The sequence below is a fragment of the Paenibacillus sp. P32E genome, from assembly GCF_001909085.1.
Taxonomy (GTDB): Bacteria; Bacillota; Bacilli; order Paenibacillales; family Paenibacillaceae; genus Paenibacillus_AQ; species Paenibacillus_AQ helianthi.
On sequence record NZ_LVYY01000001.1, the window covers coordinates 376332 to 393927 of the forward strand.

The window sequence follows — 17596 nt, forward strand, 5'->3', positions numbered from 1 at the left end:
TTTCTGTGTTGTTTTTTGTGTACATTATAGCATTCCCACAGCAAAAGACGGCAATAGAGCGCCGCCGCAGCCTGCCAGCTGTGCGGTCACTATTGCCGTCTTTGTGTGTGTATGCGTTCAGCTTATCCCCGCAAAATACTCTCGATTTGCTCCAGCTCTTCCGCGCTGAGCTCAGGTGCGTTCAGGGAGGCTACGGCATCCTCGATCTGGCTTACCTTGCTTGCGCCGATCAGAGCCGAGGTCACTTTGCCGCCGCGCAGCACCCATGACAGGGCCAACTGCGACATTTTCTGTCCGCGTGCAGCAGCCAGATCGTTCAGCTGGCTGACCTTGCTGATCACCTCTGCAGTGATTTCCTTCTCTGAGAGGAACACGCTCGGTCCGGCTGCGCGGGAATCCGGTGTGATTCCTTTGAGGTAGCGGTCGGTAAGGATACCTTTTTGCAGCGGAGAGAAGGCGATGGTGCCGATGCCTTCCTCAGCCAGCACATCCTGCAGCCCCTCTTCAATCCAGCGCGACATCATGGAGTAATTCGGCTGGTGGATCAGGCAAGGCGTGCCGAGACGGCGGAGAATCTGAGCCGCTTCCCGCGCTTCGTCAGCCTTGTAATTGGAGATACCGACATACAGCGCTTTACCTTGACGCACAAGCAGATCCAGCGCCGCCATTGTTTCTTCCAGTGGTGTATTCGGGTCCGGGCGGTGATGGTAGAAAATATCCACATAATCCAGTCCCATCCGTTTCAAGCTCTGATCGAGACTGGAGACAAGATATTTCTTCGAGCCCCATTCGCCATAAGGGCCCGGCCACATGTAATAGCCTGCTTTGCTGGAGATGATCATCTCGTCGCGGTAGACGGCGAAATCTTTGTGCAGAATCTGCCCGAAGGTCTCTTCAGCCGATCCGGCAGGCGGACCGTAGTTATTGGCGAGGTCGAAGTGGGTAATGCCTAGATCAAAGGCCCGTCTGATCATGGCCCGGCCGTTCTCGAACACATCATTGCCGCCAAAATTATGCCACAGCCCAAGTGAGATCGCCGGGAGAAGCAGGCCGCTGCGGCCGGTACGGTTGTACTTCATATTTGCATAACGTTCAGGACTTGCATTGTACATTTTTTTACCTCCTCAGAATTTGTGAGCGTTACTTCCTGCATTTACTTCGAACAAACTAGCATCGTAAGCATAAGCTTAAGTTTTGTAAGCCAAAGCATCATCGTGTTACTCCGTACAAAACTAACTTCTTAAGCATTCGCTTAAGACTTGTAAGCGTAATCATCGTGTGATAGAGGAGAGGCGGCTTGCCCTCATTTTTGCCGAAATAAAACCATTGGAATCACCAAGAATAATCACACGTAAGCATTTGTTTCAGCCGATCCCGGTCACGCTCTTATTGTAGCGGATGCACGGAGACAAACGTATGTCAGCAAGGAAGAAGTTTATAGAACAATGTCATTATCGGCATGACGGATGCGGTACTCCTTGGGCGAGCAGCCCTTAACCTTCTTGAACATACGCGAAAAAAGCAGCGGGTCCTGGTAGCCGACAGACCGCGAGATTTCACCAATCGTACAATTCGTATCCGTTAAAAGCTCACACGCTTTGGCGATACGGAAATTGAGCAGGTACTGTTGCGGCGGCAGGCCGACGGTCTTTTTGAACAACGCGGATAAATATTTGCGGTCCAGCTTCAGGGAGGAGGACATCATCTCCACGGTAACATTTTCACAGTAATGGGCATGTAGATAGTGGAGACATTGCTCAACGTAAATACTCTTTTGGCGTGGAACCGGGAAAATGTCCGCCGCCGCAGGAACCGTGCGCAGCAGCAGGCCAAAGAACTCATACATAATCGCTTTAAGCGCTAAATCGAGACTACCCGTGTGGTCAGCCGCAGCGCTAAGCCGGTCATAGAGTACGGGCATCAGTGATTCATCCATCGGAAAGATGGGGTGCTCGGGCGTGAGAGAGGTTTTGGACAGCAGATATCCAATCTCTTCTCCCGTAAAAGCAACCCATGAATATGTCCAGGGATGATCTATGTCCGCCGCATAATGAGTGACAATATGAGGATAAGTCAGGAAGGCTTGTCCAGGCTGCAAAATGTGGGTTTCTTCTCCTACAGTGACTTTGCCGGTTCCTTCGTGAATGAAATGGATTTTGTACAGGTTGCGCACGCCGGGGCCAACGCTATGTCCGGGAGCACACTGCTCACGTCCCCAATAATGAAGATGCAGATCGGGATTGCCCCGGAAGGGGCGCTCTGAATTATATTTGAATATGGCCATGCTTCAGCCTCTTTTCGGTATGGGATGGCTCCGGGATGGATATACACTTCATTATACAATAGATCGTTCGTGGCAGATCAACCGCAAAAAGTCCCAGACCCCAGGCTGAGGGCGGGACTTCCAGGATTTAGAATGGGGAGGCATAGCGGGGCACAGCTTGCTGTACCGGATGACGGAAAAACAGCCAGCCCGGTGTGAACCGGAATCAGGCTTCCATTTTGAGCATTACCAGTTCTTCGACCGGCTCGCCGTTCACGAGATGCTCCTCTACAATACGCGCCACATCATCCGTAGTCACATTGTAATACCAGATGCCGTCGGGATAGACGATAACAAAAGGCCCGTTGCCGCAAAGGCCGAGACAGCTGGTTTTGTTGATTTTGACGGTTTTGTTAATCCCTTTTTCCACGAGCTGTTCCTTGAATTCCTGCATGACCTCTTCCACATCCTGATTATTGCAGTGCTCGCTGCAGCAGAAGAGCAGGTGCTTCTTCAGCACCTTGAGTCGCATATTCATCCTACGCCTCCTTGGTTGTGTGAAAATAGTTGACCCTATCTTACGAGGAGTATAGACCCTTTTGCATCATCTGTAATCGGGTAACGGTCAAAGTTCCCAAAGGCTTAACAAATGCCCTGAAACCAGGATATTCACGTTAGATTATCTAACCCGAATTCTATAAATTTGATGAAAATGTGTCTAGTTTTCTATTTCCCGAATGATTTCCTGTTTCATAAATTGTTTTGTGGATTCAGCGTGAAAAGGGATATTCTACAGTTTCGGCACCGGCTGTTTGGTTAAGTAAGAGGTGTGAAACAAGCTGCATCATCAATGGACACCCAAAACATGCTATCAGGAGGGAATCGTTATGAATAAGAAAATTGTAGGTGTATTTTATACCGAACATGAGGCTTCGCAGGCTATTGAGGAGTTAAAAGGCCGCGGATTTATGACAGAGGATATCTCAGTGATTGCACGGAACAAACAGGATGTCGAAACTATCAATAATGAAACGGGTACCAAAGCGCCTGAGGGAATGGCTTCAGGGGCGGCAACCGGCGGTGTGCTGGGAGGTGTGACCGGACTTCTGGCAGGTATCGGAGCACTGGCGATTCCAGGGATTGGCCCTATTCTTGCGGCGGGACCCATTGCGGCTACGCTGGCGGGAGCTGCGGTGGGAGCGGGAACTGGCGGACTTGTCGGCGGACTGATTGGACTCGGCATACCGGAGGATGAAGCACAGAGCTACGACAACTATGTGGACGAGGGCCGGATTCTTGTCATGGTGGATGCGGACAGCTCCCGGGCCAATGATGTATATTCCGTGCTCCGCAATCATAACTCCGCCAATTCCGACCGTTATGTAGATGAAGCGATTCCTGAAAGTGAGGCTGCGGCCAGCGCCCGTTATTCAGTCAGTGACACTGTAGATGCCGCATTCAACGGCTCTGGTCTGGAGGGACGCGAGGATACTGGGCTGGACACGATGAATTCAGAGCGAAACAGAGAAGAGGAAGAACGCAGGCAGCGCCATCTCCGCCAAGATGAGCTGAATGCTTCCAACAGGCAGAATACGAACCGGTAAAGTGTAAGTTAACAGGTATAGTGGTGTATGACTTAATATATTTTCCATACAAGAAGGGTATCTCAGGTCCAGCCGGACCATGGGATACCCTTCTTGTATGGAGTGAATCAACGGATTGTGATGGGACCAGAATACTAAACCAGATCTCAATTTCGTTTAGCCATGAACAGTGTTTAGGCGTATACACAAACCGAATGTGGTGGCTGGAATCTGCTAAAAATCGTGCACGGCTGGTTTTGGTGGCCAGAATGCCATGCTTTCCCTTTTGATCGAGAGGTTCGTCCAGATGACCACAATCTGGCCGGTCGCCTCTTCCTCTTCATAGGCAATCGCAACGATTTACGACTTGTTGCTTCGTTACACCGGAGCGAAACGGATAAATCCCGGATAATGGAGATGAGACCCAACTGATCGGAACGCAGAATGAAGCTGATGACAATGACAACGAACCAATGAAAAGCGTCTCCAGAATTGCATCATACTGAACATAATTGATATTGATAATCATTATCAGTTATGTTAATATAGTTTTGTTCACATATGAACAAAAAAGAATTGCAATCTATTGCTGACACTGCACCTTGGTCTGCAACTACTACAAGAGAGGGGAGATTGCGAAATTGGAGTTTCAAAATCATTTTAAAGGTCATCTTTACGAGCTATATATAAGAATGCTGCATCTGAACGAGTTGTATACCGAACAAGAATTTAACTCGTTTCGGCAGCAGGCCAGAAAGTACCAGATTGACATGCTCTCCAACAATATTACTAGTGTACACGTTATTGATTGCATTGGTGATTATGAACCGATCAATCATACCGGGATTGTGGAGAAGATGGGGTTGTCCAAAGCTGGCATTACTAAAATTAGTTCAAAGCTGCTGGAAATGGGCTTCATTATGAGAAGTCAACTGAACAACAATCGTAAGGAGATTTACTTTAGTTTAACGGATAAGGGAAGACACGTTTATCATTTGCATAAAGAGCTGCACAAAGAAAAAGAAGAAAGGTTTTACCAATTCATGGAATCCTATACAGAGGCTGAACTGCAGACTATTGGAAAATTTATGAGTGATTTGGTGGCGCGTGCCGAAGAATACTCCGAAGGGAAGTTTACGATAAATGACGACATTAAAGATTGAGGAATTAAGATCCAAGATTGAAGGGAAAGAAATTTTAAAAGGGCTCACACTGGAGATTCAGGGCGGAGAGATTCATGCGATTATGGGGCCTAACGGGACGGGGAAAAGTACGTTGGCTTCTGCGTTAATGGGCCATCCAAAATATGAGGTTACCGGCGGCAAGGTGACATTGGACGATGAAGACCTTCTGGAGATGGAGGTCGATGAGCGTGCCCGGGCAGGCTTGTTCCTCGCTATGCAATACCCAAGTGAAATTGCCGGCGTAACGAACTCGGACTTTCTCAGAAGTGCCATCAATGCACGGCGTGAAGAAGGCCAGGAGATATCATTAATCCGTTTCATCCGTGAATTGGAGAACAAAATGAAGGGGCTAGAGATGAACCCGGAATTCGCGCATCGTTATTTGAATGAGGGATTTTCGGGCGGTGAAAAAAAGCGGAATGAGATTTTGCAAATGATGCTGCTTGAACCCAAGTTTGTGATTTTGGATGAAGTAGATTCCGGGCTTGATATTGATGCACTGCGTATTGTAGCCAATGGTGTAAATGAGCTGCGCAGTCCAGACAGAGGATTTATCATCATTACCCATTATCAGCGCCTGCTGAACTATATTACCCCGGATTTTGTGCATGTCATGATGCAAGGCCGGATTGTCAAATCTGGCGGCCCGGAGCTTGCACACCGTTTAGAGGCAGAAGGGTACGATTGGGTAAAAGAGGAGCTTGGGATTACGGATGAGACGGTAGGCGGGGAAGTATGAAAGCTGAAGAGGAGGAAAAGCAAGTGGGTATACAAGCAAAAATTTCAATGAATGCGAACGCTTTATGCGCTTGGTCAAGTGCTAAGGATGAACCTCGTTGGTTGCTTGAACACCGGATTCGGGCACTCGAGCTGGCAGGGACGTTGGGGCTGCCTAAAGTGGAGAAAATCAAGCTTGAAAAATGGGATATCTACGAAAGTGGTGATTACAAAGCTGAGAATGCGTGGTCAGGTTTGGAAGATGCGCCGGAGGTTGTTCGAGGTTTGGTTGCCTCTCCGGTGGAAGGCGGACTCATCGTTCAGATCAATTCGGATGTAGTGTACACAGAATTGTCGGCTGATTTAGCCGCCCAGGGAGTAATTTTAACGGACCTGCATACTGCGGCAAAAGAGCATGAGGAGTTGGTTCAACGTTATCTCTTTCAGGCTGTGAAGCCGGAAGAGCACAGATTGTCTGCTGTGCACAGTGCCTTATGGAGTAGTGGCGTTTTTCTATATGTCCCAGACGGTATAGAGGTTGAAGTTCCCATTCAAGCGATCTTTTATAGCGATACGAGCGGGGCACTTTTTGCTCCTCACATCTTGATTGTGACTGGTAACAACAGCAAGATCAGCTATGTGGATCATTGTATATCGGGAAGAGATGATATCAAGGTTTTGCATAATGGTGTGGTAGAGGTGTTTGCAGGGGCAGGCTCCAAGGTGCAGGTCGCTTCTGTTCATCAGCTTGCTGCAGCAACAACGGACTTCACCCAGCGGCGTGCGGTTGTGCTTGCGGATGGCGGTATAGAATGGATTGTCGGCGAGATGAATAATGGCTATACCGCCAGTGATACCAAGACATTACTCCAGGGCAACGGGTCCATCTCTGACGCTAAGGTGATTGCGATAGGCTCTGGGGACCAGAAATTGAGTTGTACTACACAAGCCCAGCATTTTGGCAGAAGCTCGGTGAGCCAAATGATCACACGCGCAGTAATGCGTGAAGAAGCTATGGCCATTATCAACGGGATTACAAAAATTGAAAAAGGTGCAACCCATTGTGATGGTCAGCAAACAGAACGTGTACTGATGTTAAGTCCAAATGCGCGCGGTGATGCTAATCCGATCCTGCTGATTGATGAGGATGATGTAACCGCCGGTCATGCTGCATCCGTGGGGCAAGTAAATGCGGAACAAATCTATTATCTGATGTCGCGCGGGATCTCACGGAGTGAATCCGAATATCTTGTTATTTTCGGATTCCTCGCTCCTGTCATTTCGGAGATTCCGCTGGAGGGAGTGCGTAGCCGCCTGCAGGATGTAGTGGAGAAAAAGCTTGGCAGATCATAGGCAATCAGAGCCAATCAAAGTGAGTCTTATGAAGGTTAAAAGGAGCGATACTAATGGCTAAAAAAGCGCCGGATATGGGTGAATATAAATATGGGTTTCGCGATGAGCACCAGTCTATTTTCCAATCTGGAAAAGGTCTGACTGAAGAGATTGTCCGAGAAATTTCCCGGATCAAGGAAGAGCCGGAGTGGATGCTCGATTTTCGGCTGAAAGCTTTGAAGCAATTCTACAAAATGCCGATGCCCAAGTGGGGAGCAGATCTGTCCGGACTAAATCTTGATAACATCCAATATTACGTTCGCCCTTCTGAGAAACAGGGAAAGACCTGGGAGGAGGTTCCCTCCGAGATTAAAGCAACCTTTGACAAGCTGGGGATTCCTGAAGCGGAGCAAAAGTTTCTGGCGGGCGTATCCGCTCAATACGAGTCGGAAGTAGTCTATCACAGTATGGGGAAGGAACTGGAGGATCAGGGCGTTGTTTTCCTTGATACAGATACTGCTTTAAAGCAATATCCTGAAGTGTTCAAGCAACATTTTGGAACGATCATCCCGCCCTCCGACAATAAATTTGCTGCGCTTAACAGCGCGGTTTGGTCAGGCGGCAGCTTTGTATACATCCCGAGAGGTGTGCAGTGTGAGGTTCCGATCCAAGGATACTTCCGGATTAATTCTGAAAATATGGGACAATTCGAGCGGACATTAATTATTGCCGAAGAGGGTAGTTTTATCCATTATGTTGAAGGATGCACAGCGCCTATTTATAGTACCAGTTCTCTGCATAGCGGAGTGATTGAAATTATCTGCCGCAAAGATTCCCGTGTCCGTTACACGACCATCCAGAATTGGGCTCCTAATATCTACAACCTGGTAACCCAAAGGGCTGTGGCAGAGGAAAATGCCACAATGGAATGGGTGGACGGCAACATCGGCTCTAAGGTAACCATGAAGTATCCGGCTGTAATCTTGAAAGGAAGGGGAGCCAAGGGGTCCATCCTGTCTATTGCCGTAGCCGGTAAAGATCAGCATCAAGATGCCGGCGCGAAGGTAATTCACCTTGCTCCCGAGACAACATCTACGATTATATCCAAATCCATCAGCAAGCAGGGCGGCAAAGTAAACTACAGGGGATTGTCGAGCTTCAGCCGCAATTCTGCAGGGTCCAAGTCCAATATTAAGTGTGATACGTTGATTTTGGATAACCAGTCAACCTCAGATACGATTCCGTACAATGAAGTTAAAAACGATCAGATTACTTTGGAGCATGAGGCAACAGTATCCAAAGTGTCCGAGGAACAATTGTTTTACTTAATGAGCCGCGGGCTTACAGAACAAGATGCCACACAAATGATTGTAATGGGCTTTATTGAGCCGTTTACCAAAGAATTGCCGATGGAATATGCCGTTGAAATGAATCGCCTGATTCAATTTGAAATGGAAGGAAGCATCGGTTGATTCATTAAGGAAGTACGAGGTGTTAGTAATGAAGAAAAAGAATTCGGACAATACAGAACTAGCTCAAATTACCCGAGAGATACGGAAACTTCAGTTCTACTTCAACATGCTGTCAGGATTGAGTGCAAGTTGTGGTGTGATGATACCTTTAGATTCTGTGTATACGGCTATAAGGGAACTTTCAGATCAAGAGGCCATTCTTAGGCAAAAAGCAAAGGATCACTCAGACTATCTAGGTGAAAAAGGCTTAAATTGACTGTTGGGAAAACAATGAGAGGAGCTGGCATAATGGAGGAGAATGGAATTTTATTCGATGAAGTATCGGAAGTGCTTCTCAAACTACGTCCTTTCTTACTGCGTGACGGTGGAGACGCTGAACTCGTCGAGGTTGAGAACGGTATAGCCAAATTAAGATTTTTGGGAGCTTGCAACGGTTGCCCAAGTGCTACGATTACGCTAAAGGTTGCTATTGAACGCGCAATTCTTGAGGAAATCGATGAGATTAAAGAAGTTGTACAAGTATTCTAAACTTCTTTTAACAGAGACGAATTAACAGTGCAGAGGGAGGTCATCAATCTCGTCATAGGGATTAACCAGCTCGGCCATCGGGAGATACTCGGATTTTACGTGGCAGGCCATGAGAGTTCAAACGGTTGGCGTGAGGTCCTAGAAGACCTGTATCACCGTGGAGCGACGGAGGTATGGTTAGGCATCTTTGACGCTCCTCCTCCGCTGCTGCCGCCGATTTTTGGGGTTTTTCACTGTATGCTCAGAGGGTCTAATTATCTCTACCTCTGAGCATAAATCCCCGTAGTCAATCCCCTCTATACCATCCTCCAGACAGGCTAGTACATCACAGCTGAAACAAACCATCATTTAGGCACAGAGGTGCTTCCCTTCCGGGTCGGCCCCATCGACGACGCCACAATCTGGCCGGTTGCCACGTCAAAGCCGGGAATGAGGCTAAGCGTGCACCCCTTTATAAGAGTTTTCTTCTTACTATCTCTTACACATTTTAGGAGCTAGTGAATTGCTGGGATTTTTCAGCTACGCTGTACTAGTCGACATCAATTAGATGAGAGCCGCATTTTGCCGGCTGATAGCCACCTGCGGAATATCCTTGCCAGGCAGGAAGTGTATGCTGCGGATATAACGGATGGTGCGGCTCTGTGCCCGCATAATGACGGAATGGGTCTCGGCACGCTCCTTGCCGATGAAGCGGACTCCGTTAAGGAATTCGCCGGAGGTTACACCGGTCGCCGCGAAGATGACATCTCCCGTACCCACCATATCCTCCATCGAGAGCACGCGTGTCGGGTTCTCAATACCCATTAAGAGGCAGCGCTGCAGCTCGAAGGGACCGTCCGGCAGCAGCTTGCCTTGCAGCTCTCCGCCGAGGCATTTCAGTGCGGCAGCAGCCAGCACGCCTTCCGGTGCTCCGCCGGAGCCCATGTACAGATCGACATCGCTGTCCGGCAGTGCTGCCGCGATAGCTCCAGCGACATCGCCGTGGCCGATCAGCTTGACGCGCACGCCCAGCCCGCGCAGGGTGGCGATCAGCTTCTCGTGCCGCTTGCGGTCAAGGACCATTACCGTCAGCTCGGAGAGCGCTTTGCCGGTGATGAGGCTGGCTTTGCGCAATGTGACTTCGGCCGGATCTTCCAGGCTGAGCCTGCCGGCGAGCTCGGGACCGCAGGCCAGCTTCTCCATATAGATGTCAGGCGCATGCAGCAGGCTGCCCCGGTCGGCGATGGCAATCACGGATTGGGCATTGTGAAGCCCGCAGGCTACTACCTCCGTGCCTTCCAGAGGATCTACGGCTACATCAACGGAGGGACCGGTACGGTTCCCGACCTGCTCGCCGATGTAGAGCATCGGAGCTTCGTCCATCTCACCCTCCCCAATGACCACAGTCCCATCAATGGAGACAGAATCAAACATGGAACGGATGGCGGTTGTAGCCGCATCATCCGCAGCATTTTTATCGCCTCTTCCGATCCAGCGGGCTGAGGATAAAGCGCCCAATTCAGTTACCCGTACAATTTCCAGTGCCAATTCGCGTTCCATATGATTTCCCTCCAGTATAATATTTGTATTGGTTCAGGCCTGAATCAGCAAAGCTTACGGAGAATCGGTAATATAACCCATAATAATACCTGCTGTTTCTTCAATCGCCTTGTTTGTAATATCAATAACAGGACAGCCCAGCTTGCCGAACAGCAAGGCAGCGTATTCCATCTCTTCAGTAATGCGCTCCAGGCTGGCATATTGCGAACCTGCCGGAAGTCCAAGCTGCTTCAGACGTTCGGAGCGGATCTTCAGCATATACTCGGGCTTCATCGTAAGCCCGATGAGCCGGTTCGGCGGCAGGCTCATCAGCTGCTGCGGCGGGCCGATTTCGGGAACGATCGGGTAGTTCACGACCTTTTTGCCCCGGTGAGCAAGAAAGATACTGAGCGGGGTTTTGGAGGTGCGTGACATGCCCAGCAGTACAATATCCGCCTTTAGCATCGCGCCAAGATCGCGCCCGTCGTCACAGGCCACGGTGAATTCAATCGCCTCGATCCGGCGGAAGTAATCCTCGTCGAGCTGGTGAAGCAGCCCGGGCCGGGCCTGGGGCGCATCATCAAAGGTATCAATGAAGGCTTGCATCATCGGGCCCATGATATCTACAATCCGCAGGTCGAGGCGCACCGCTTCTTCACGGATCATCTCCCGCAGCTCCGGTTGGACCAGCGTGTAGGCGACAAAGCCCTGAAGCTGAGCGGTCTCCTCCATCAGCTTCCTGAGCTCGTCTTCATGTCTTACGTTGCCGTATCTTCTGATCGTGACACGCTGATTCTGGAATTGGTGGATAACAGCCTGCACGACAGCCTCCGCTGTATCCCCTATAGAATCTGAGCATATCGTTATGAAATGTGAGGATGGCTCCATGCGCTTTTGATTCCTCCCGTTATCCTTTGGCTTCTAGATCGAGGAGTAGTTTGACAATAGAAGTTTTCGTCAGCCGTCCGACAACGTCGAGTTTCGGGCCGCTTTCTTCTACAATACCGGGGATGACCACCGGCAAACTGTCCACCTCGTGAAAAATCATTTTTTGTGCGGCATCAAGCACCGTATCCGCGGGAGAAACGGTCACGACCTTGGGCTGGCGGGTCATTACCATGCTCACGGGCATGGACACTGCTCCGGGATTGCCCAGCGTAACCTTCAAGAAATCCTTGCGCGAGGCCACCCCGGTCAGCTTGCCGTCCCCGTCGCAGATAATCAGCGTGCCGACATCCTGCAGAAACAGTGTGACTACAGCATCCTGAATCGTTGTCGTCTCGCGGATAATAATCGGGATGCTCTGAATATCCTTGACCTTGGTTTCTTTCAGCAGATAGCTGCCGCTGAGGCGCTGCGAGGTTTTTTTGCCGGGAAAATAACCTACCTTGGGTTTCGCGTCAATGTACTCCAGCATGACAAGTACGGACAAATCCGAGCGGATCGTCGGCTTGCTGAGGTTGAGATGCTCCGCAATTTGCTCGGCGGTGATAGGTGCTCTTTTTTTGACGATTTCAATAATTTGCAGTTGACGGGATGTCAGTTCGATCACAGGTTCCCTCCACTTTCCGGATACATTCAGGTGTTCCTTAACAGAAAAGGAGCACCAATAATCGATTCCCCCTTCCATTCTTACGTCCTATTAGAGTATTAAGCCCTTAACTTGCTTATATAATACGCAATAATGATCATTAATGCAATATATAATACGTCATATATATTTTCGGCAGAAGATATTCTAGAGATATAGAACGTGAACTTCAGTATTTCGGGCTCTTCCTTGAAGAGTACATTGTTGTTCAAGGCGATTTCGCAAGGGTTGTTATCCATGCTCAAGTTAGCCATGTGTGTTGGCACTATTGGAAGTTAAGTTAGGGGAGCATGTGCAAGCGTTGAGTTCATGAGAGATATGAGTACTGGTTAGTCCCTCCATATCTCTCGTTTATTCAGCTACCGTTCCAATGCAGATGGACTAAATGTTGCGGACTCAGAAACGTCATTGTCCGCGCCGTCCCCGGCCTGTCCCGGCCGGCGTGCCGTTCTCCGCCGTGTGCCGCGACTCCCGCTCAGTAACGCACCCGGCCCGCTCTGCCCGCCCCGGCCCACCTGGCACAGCGGCTTACGCCACCCTGGGCCGGCCGCTCTTACAGAATCCGCTTCCGCGGATAAGCCTCTCCTGCCACTGGCTGCACCAGCGGGGTGCTGCGCTTCGGCTTGAACAGCAGTTGCTTAAGCGCACCTGCATTTACGAGCACAGTGCCGGCGATGATGGTGAATACGCCGATGAGGGTGATCCAGGTTACCGATTCTCCGTAGAAGAGGAAGCCTACACCGACCGCGATCGGCGGGGAGATATACAGCCAGGTGGACGGAAAGACAGGATTGGTTTTCGCCACCAGCCAGTAGAACAGCGTATGGCCGACCATGGAGCCGATTACGGTCAGGTAGAGCAGAGAACCGGCTGTATGGAAGGACAGCAGCACCTCAGGATGTACTTTTTCCGTGAACAGGGACAGGAGGAACAGCAGCGCGCCGCCGTACATCATCTGCGCTGCATTCAGGGCAACGGGCGATTCGCCGGAGAAGGTGCTGGTTACTTTTTTGGAGTAGATGGCTCCCGCCGCGTAGCAGATTTCTCCGATCAGCACCACAGCGCAACCGGTGACCCACAGGGGAGAAACATCAATGGCGAGGCTGGGTAGCACAAGCAGCAGTACGCCAGCGAAGCCGATAATGCAGCCGATCAGCGAATAGGAAGGCGCTTTTTGCCGGAGAACAGCGGTCTGCATCAGCAGAATCATCATCGGACCGGTTGCGGACAGCACAGCGGCAAGCCCTGAGGAGACATATTGCTCGGCCCAGTACAGTGCGGAAAAGGTTCCGAAGGTTAGTGCAGCGCCGGTGAACAACATCTCTTTGCGCAGGAGCAGGGCGAAGCTGGCTTTGCCTTTCCAGGCCATAAAGAGGAAGAGTACAGCACCTGCAACGAAAAAACGCAAACCCGCCGAGAAGAACGGAGGTGTACCGGCGTCCACGCCGATTTTTATAGCCAGGAAGGTCGTGCCGAAGATCAGACAGACGAGCGAGTAAGCAAGCATAATCATGTTTCAGTTCCCCTTTGTGATGGTAGTGTGGCAGTTGGCTCAAGTGTTCGATTCATCATACCGGAAACTGGACAGAACAGATTGCAGACAATAGAACAGATAGGAGGCGGAATATTGTACAATAAGGCCAAGAGAAGTTAACTACAGGTGGTTATGGACTTAGCTATTGGCAGAGTCATCTGGTAAAGGAGCGGCAGACTGATGAAAAAGGCGGCAGGAGCAGAGCAGAACTCCCCATTGTTTCGCCAGGTGTATCAATACATGTACAACCGGATGGAGCGCGGAGAATGGAAGGCGCATGACAAGCTGCCGTCGATCCGGCTGCTGGCTGAGGAGCTGAAGGTTCACAGGCTTACGGTATTCAAGGCCTACAGAGAGCTGACGGAAGACGGCAAGGTATATGTAAAAGACAAATCCGGCTATTATATGTCACCGGTCAGCAGTTTGGCGGAAGAAGCGGCAGAGGGTGCGGCGGTATCCGCCTATATGCTGGCGAACCCGATGTCCGATATTCAGCGGATACCGGTCAGTTACCAGTTCTCACAGGCGCTGATTGATCCTGGACTGCTGCCCAACCTGTTCCTGTCCGAATACGTCAAAAAAGTGTTCGATCTCTATCCGAAGGTCATGGGAACGTACTCTTCAGTCCAGGGAGACGAGGAACTGCGGGATATACTTAGCCGCCATTTCCGGGAGAAGCACAAGCTGCAGTTGTCACCGGGTGAACTGCTGGTAACTTCGGGTGCTCAGCAGGCGATTAATCTGATCGCGGGCGTTGTGCTGGGGCCGATGGATGCGGTGCTGGTGGAGCGGCCGACGTATAGCGCGGCGATGGATATTTTCCGGCGTCTGGGAGCCCGGCTGGTACCGGTGGAGATTACTCCGGAGGGTTATGATCTACAGCAGGTCGAGGAACTGATGCGCAGGCACCGGCCAAGGATGTTCTATATGAATCCGACACATCACAATCCCACCGGCTATACGGTTCCGGCGCGGCAGCGCAAGCTACTGGTTGAGCTGGCGGAGCGCTACCGCTGTCTGCTCGTGGAGGATGATCCGTTCCGCGACATGTATTTCACGGAGGAGCCGCCGCCGCCGTTTTTTGCGTATGATTCGGAAGGCTGGGTAATCTACATCAGCAGCTTCAGCAAATATGTCGCCCCAGGCTTGCGGATCTGCGCAGTTGGGTGCCGGTACCCGTTCATGGAACAGCTGATTACCGCCAAATCGCTGGCGGACAACGGCACGCCGATTTTGAATCAGAAAATCTTTCTGCACTACTACACCTCGCCGCGCCTGCAGCAGCATCTCGGGAAGCTGCGGATCGCACTCCAGGTGCATAAGGAGATTGTGGAGGAGGAGCTTGCCGCTACCGGATGGGAATGGACAACCCCGCAGGGCGGGCTTAATCTGTGGGTGAAGCTGCCGGAGTCTATTTCCGTGCCTGAGCTGTTTGAGCGTTCTATGGAGCAGTCCATCTCCTTTGTCCCCGGTGAAATTCTTGATCCGCTGGGAGAGATGAAGTCCTGGCTGCGGCTGAGCTACTCCTTTGCCAGCGGAGGTGTGCTGCGCGAAGGTATACGCCGTCTGGCGGCGCTTGCGCTTGGGCTGCAAAAGAGGTGACTACGTGCTCATGAAAGAGTATCCGGGTTCCGCAGGAGAATAAAGAAATTTTACAAAAAATGCATAGTTCTTGTGTTGTTTTACATTAATCGGGCGTTCATGAAATATCCCCTTAATATAATTGCTCTAGTATGAGGTAGTAATTAACCTTAAGGAGGGTATATATGAATTCTCAGAAAAAGAATAGATTCAAGACTGCATTAACTGTAACTGCAGCAGGGGCGCTTTTGGCTACGAGTGTAGTGGCTGCACAGTCTGCCAAACCGGCAGCTGCGGCTTCCGCAAAAACGAAGAATGTCATTCTTTTTGTCGGCGACGGCATGGGGACAGCAGCGCGTAATGCGATACGGCTGGCGACCGTAGGCGAAAATGGCAAATTGGCTATGGATGATATGCCCTACGCAGGGCTGGTACATACGAGCTCTACCGTACCGGTTACAGATTCAGCTGCATCCGCTACAGCATATGCCAGCGGGGTGAAGACATATAATGGCGCCATCGGCATGGATGCCAACAAAAAATCGGTTAAAACCATAGCAGAATACGCCAAAGATGCCGGTATGTCCACAGGTGTAGTAACCACCAGCCAAATTACGGATGCTACGGGCGCAGCTTTTGGCGCTCACGTGGAAGACCGCTCGAAACAAAGCGACATTGCACTGCAGCTCTTGACTAAGAGCAAAGTGGACGTTCTGCTCGGCGGCGGTGAGGATTTCTGGTATCCGGCTGGCGAAGCAGGCAAGTTCCCGGATGCTCCGGCTGAAGATCCTTCGGAGAAGAGCAAAGGAAGCCAGGGCAATCTGGTCACCAAAGCGAAACAGCTGGGTTACAACTATGTATCGACCAAAGACGGCTTGAAGCAGGCCAAGAACGGCAAGCTGCTCGGACTGTTCGCCAATGAGGAGATGTTTCAGCAGAATGAGGAAGGCAAAGGGGATATCTACAACCCTGTAGTCTCCCTGCCGGAAATGACCCAGAAAGCGATTGACACCCTGTCCGCTAACAAAAAAGGCTTTTTCCTGATGGTAGAGGAAGAAGGTACGGATGAATTTGCCCACAGAAACAATGCCAAGATGACGATTAAATCCGGCCAGGCTCTGGATGCATCTGTGCAGGTGGCTAAGGATTTTGCCAAAAAGAATCCAGACACGCTGGTGCTGGTGCTGGCTGACCATGAAACCGGAGGACTTTCCATCGAAGCAGTCGATGCAGAGGATGAAACTGGAGATGGCATCTCCAAAGAAGACGGTCCGTTCGCTATCGCCAATTCCAAGCAAAGCTTTGTAGTGGACTGGACAACCTCCGGCCATACGGCGGTGGATATTCCGGTTACAGCAATGGGGAAAAACGCCCAGCTCTTTACGGGAGTTTTTGAGAACACAGCCGTGTTCGAGAAGATGATGCAAGCCTATGGTTTTAAAGCGAAGAAATAGAACGTCAGAGGGAGCTAGTGCCTTTGTAATAGATAAGCTGGCCGGACTTTCGGCTGGCTTTTTCTATATATAAAGATTGTTATGTTTGAGCTAAGAAACCTATCCGCTGCGTTTGGATTTGGTTCCATGTATTTACATTTTTCTAGTAACATTTGTAACTGACGGAATTGCTAGAAATTGATAAATATAGATTGTAAGCGTTTTAATCATAGGACTGGGGGAATGGTTGTGAAAAAGGTAACAAAATTATTGCTGGTAGCCGGTATCTCCTTGGCTGTTGTAGGCGTAGGGAACAGTGGCGCTCTGAACAATGTCTCTTCTGCTGCAAGCGCACCTCTTAAGGTTGGCCGGGTAGAAGCTGCCGCTCATGGCACGAAATGCTTCACTGTGGCAGTTGCCGTAGTCCAAAATGGTGTGATCGTAGCCGCTTCACTGGACGATTATCAATTCCTGGGCTCCGATGTGGCAACGGGAGTGCCTAACTCGGACAAGGACTTCGGACAGAACTACAAAGATCCAGCAATGGTCCTGGCTTCCAAGAAAGCCAATGCCAAATATTATAGCGAACATATGAAAGAAGAAGCCAAATCTACGGTTTCTTATGACAAGAACATGGCTGCCATTGAGAAATATGCAACGGGCAAAACAATCAAGTCGCTGGAAGCTACACTGGCTGCAAAGAGCAAAGAGCAAATGGTTGACGCTGTAAGCGGAGCTACTCTTGTAGATACCCAAGGCTACCTGAAAGCTATTGTAGCTGCTGCTAAGGCTGCCAAGTAAGCCATTGATTTAATCATTTCAGGCACCAACTCCTTCACGGTTTCGGCTGTGAAGGAGTT

Annotated in this window: 17 protein-coding genes and 1 pseudogene; 11 read left to right on the forward strand and 7 right to left on the reverse strand. The window is 50.2% G+C overall.

The genetic code is table 11. The features are described 5' to 3' along the window. Positions 1-122: 122 nt before the first annotated feature. From A3848_RS01405 to A3848_RS01415, 3 genes are all read right to left on the reverse strand, one after another. A complete protein-coding gene (locus tag A3848_RS01405) occupies positions 123-1112 on the reverse strand; it encodes an aldo/keto reductase (RefSeq protein ID WP_074083156.1) in 990 nt (329 codons plus the stop codon). Positions 1113-1435: 323 nt separating this feature from the next. Continuing rightward, positions 1436-2284: an AraC family transcriptional regulator gene (locus A3848_RS01410; protein WP_074083157.1), complete on the reverse strand. Its 849-nt coding sequence runs from the start codon at positions 2282-2284 to the stop codon at positions 1436-1438. Between the two features lie 205 nt (positions 2285-2489). Further along, positions 2490-2801: a (2Fe-2S) ferredoxin domain-containing protein gene (locus tag A3848_RS01415; RefSeq protein ID WP_074083158.1), complete on the reverse strand. Its 312-nt coding sequence runs from the start codon at positions 2799-2801 to the stop codon at positions 2490-2492. A gap of 349 nt (positions 2802-3150) precedes the next feature. Between A3848_RS01415 and A3848_RS01420 the strand changes: the two genes are divergently transcribed. From A3848_RS01420 to A3848_RS01460, 8 genes and pseudogenes are all read left to right on the forward strand, one after another. Further along, positions 3151-3867 (forward strand): general stress protein, encoded by a 717-nt coding sequence (locus A3848_RS01420; RefSeq protein WP_074083159.1) that lies wholly within the window; start codon positions 3151-3153, stop codon positions 3865-3867. 620 nt (positions 3868-4487) lie between these two features. After that, complete coding sequence (locus A3848_RS01430) at positions 4488-5009, forward strand: MarR family transcriptional regulator (RefSeq protein WP_074083160.1); 522 nt, start codon at positions 4488-4490, stop codon at positions 5007-5009. Continuing rightward, complete coding sequence (gene sufC / locus A3848_RS01435) at positions 4990-5769, forward strand: Fe-S cluster assembly ATPase SufC (protein WP_074083161.1); 780 nt, start codon at positions 4990-4992, stop codon at positions 5767-5769. The genes A3848_RS01430 and sufC overlap by 20 nt, the downstream gene beginning before the upstream one ends. 23 nt (positions 5770-5792) lie before the next feature. Beyond that, positions 5793-7100 carry a Fe-S cluster assembly protein SufD gene (sufD, locus tag A3848_RS01440; RefSeq protein ID WP_371916071.1) on the forward strand — a complete coding sequence of 436 codons (1308 nt, stop codon included), beginning with the start codon at positions 5793-5795 and terminating at the stop codon, positions 7098-7100. A gap of 53 nt (positions 7101-7153) precedes the next feature. Next, on the forward strand, positions 7154-8551 hold the full coding sequence (sufB, locus tag A3848_RS01445; protein WP_074083163.1) for a Fe-S cluster assembly protein SufB: 1398 nt from the start codon (positions 7154-7156) through the stop codon (positions 8549-8551). A 28-nt stretch (positions 8552-8579) separates the two neighbouring features. Continuing rightward, positions 8580-8807 carry a hypothetical protein gene (locus tag A3848_RS01450; protein ID WP_074083164.1) on the forward strand — a complete coding sequence of 76 codons (228 nt, stop codon included), beginning with the start codon at positions 8580-8582 and terminating at the stop codon, positions 8805-8807. 32 nt (positions 8808-8839) lie between these two features. Continuing rightward, positions 8840-9079, forward strand: a complete 240-nt coding sequence (locus A3848_RS01455) for a NifU family protein (RefSeq protein ID WP_074083165.1) — start codon at positions 8840-8842, stop codon at positions 9077-9079. Between the two features lie 24 nt (positions 9080-9103). Then, positions 9104-9286, forward strand: a pseudogene (locus tag A3848_RS01460) (transposase); the annotation flags it as partial. Between the two features lie 336 nt (positions 9287-9622). Here the strand turns inward: A3848_RS01460 and glpX are convergent. From glpX to A3848_RS01485, 4 genes are all read right to left on the reverse strand, one after another. Next, a complete protein-coding gene (gene glpX / locus A3848_RS01465) occupies positions 9623-10618 on the reverse strand; it encodes a class II fructose-bisphosphatase (protein ID WP_074083167.1) in 996 nt (331 codons plus the stop codon). A 54-nt stretch (positions 10619-10672) separates the two neighbouring features. Next, positions 10673-11485 (reverse strand): pyruvate, water dikinase regulatory protein, encoded by an 813-nt coding sequence (locus A3848_RS01470; RefSeq protein ID WP_074083168.1) that lies wholly within the window; start codon positions 11483-11485, stop codon positions 10673-10675. 19 nt (positions 11486-11504) lie between these two features. Beyond that, positions 11505-12149, reverse strand: coding sequence for a helix-turn-helix transcriptional regulator (locus tag A3848_RS01475; RefSeq protein ID WP_074083169.1), 645 nt, complete (start codon positions 12147-12149; stop codon positions 11505-11507). Positions 12150-12741: 592 nt separating this feature from the next. Further along, entirely contained in the window at positions 12742-13701 is a 960-nt protein-coding gene (locus A3848_RS01485) for a DMT family transporter (RefSeq protein WP_074083171.1), read from the reverse strand. Between the two features lie 201 nt (positions 13702-13902). On the opposite strand from A3848_RS01485, the gene A3848_RS01490 reads away from it, so the two are divergent. From A3848_RS01490 to A3848_RS01500, 3 genes are all read left to right on the forward strand, one after another. After that, positions 13903-15324: an aminotransferase-like domain-containing protein gene (locus A3848_RS01490; protein WP_074083172.1), complete on the forward strand. Its 1422-nt coding sequence runs from the start codon at positions 13903-13905 to the stop codon at positions 15322-15324. A 164-nt stretch (positions 15325-15488) separates the two neighbouring features. Next, complete coding sequence (locus A3848_RS01495) at positions 15489-16757, forward strand: alkaline phosphatase (protein WP_074083173.1); 1269 nt, start codon at positions 15489-15491, stop codon at positions 16755-16757. Positions 16758-16985: 228 nt separating this feature from the next. Further along, positions 16986-17537, forward strand: coding sequence for a hypothetical protein (locus A3848_RS01500; RefSeq protein WP_074083174.1), 552 nt, complete (start codon positions 16986-16988; stop codon positions 17535-17537). Positions 17538-17596: the final 59 nt, after the last annotated feature.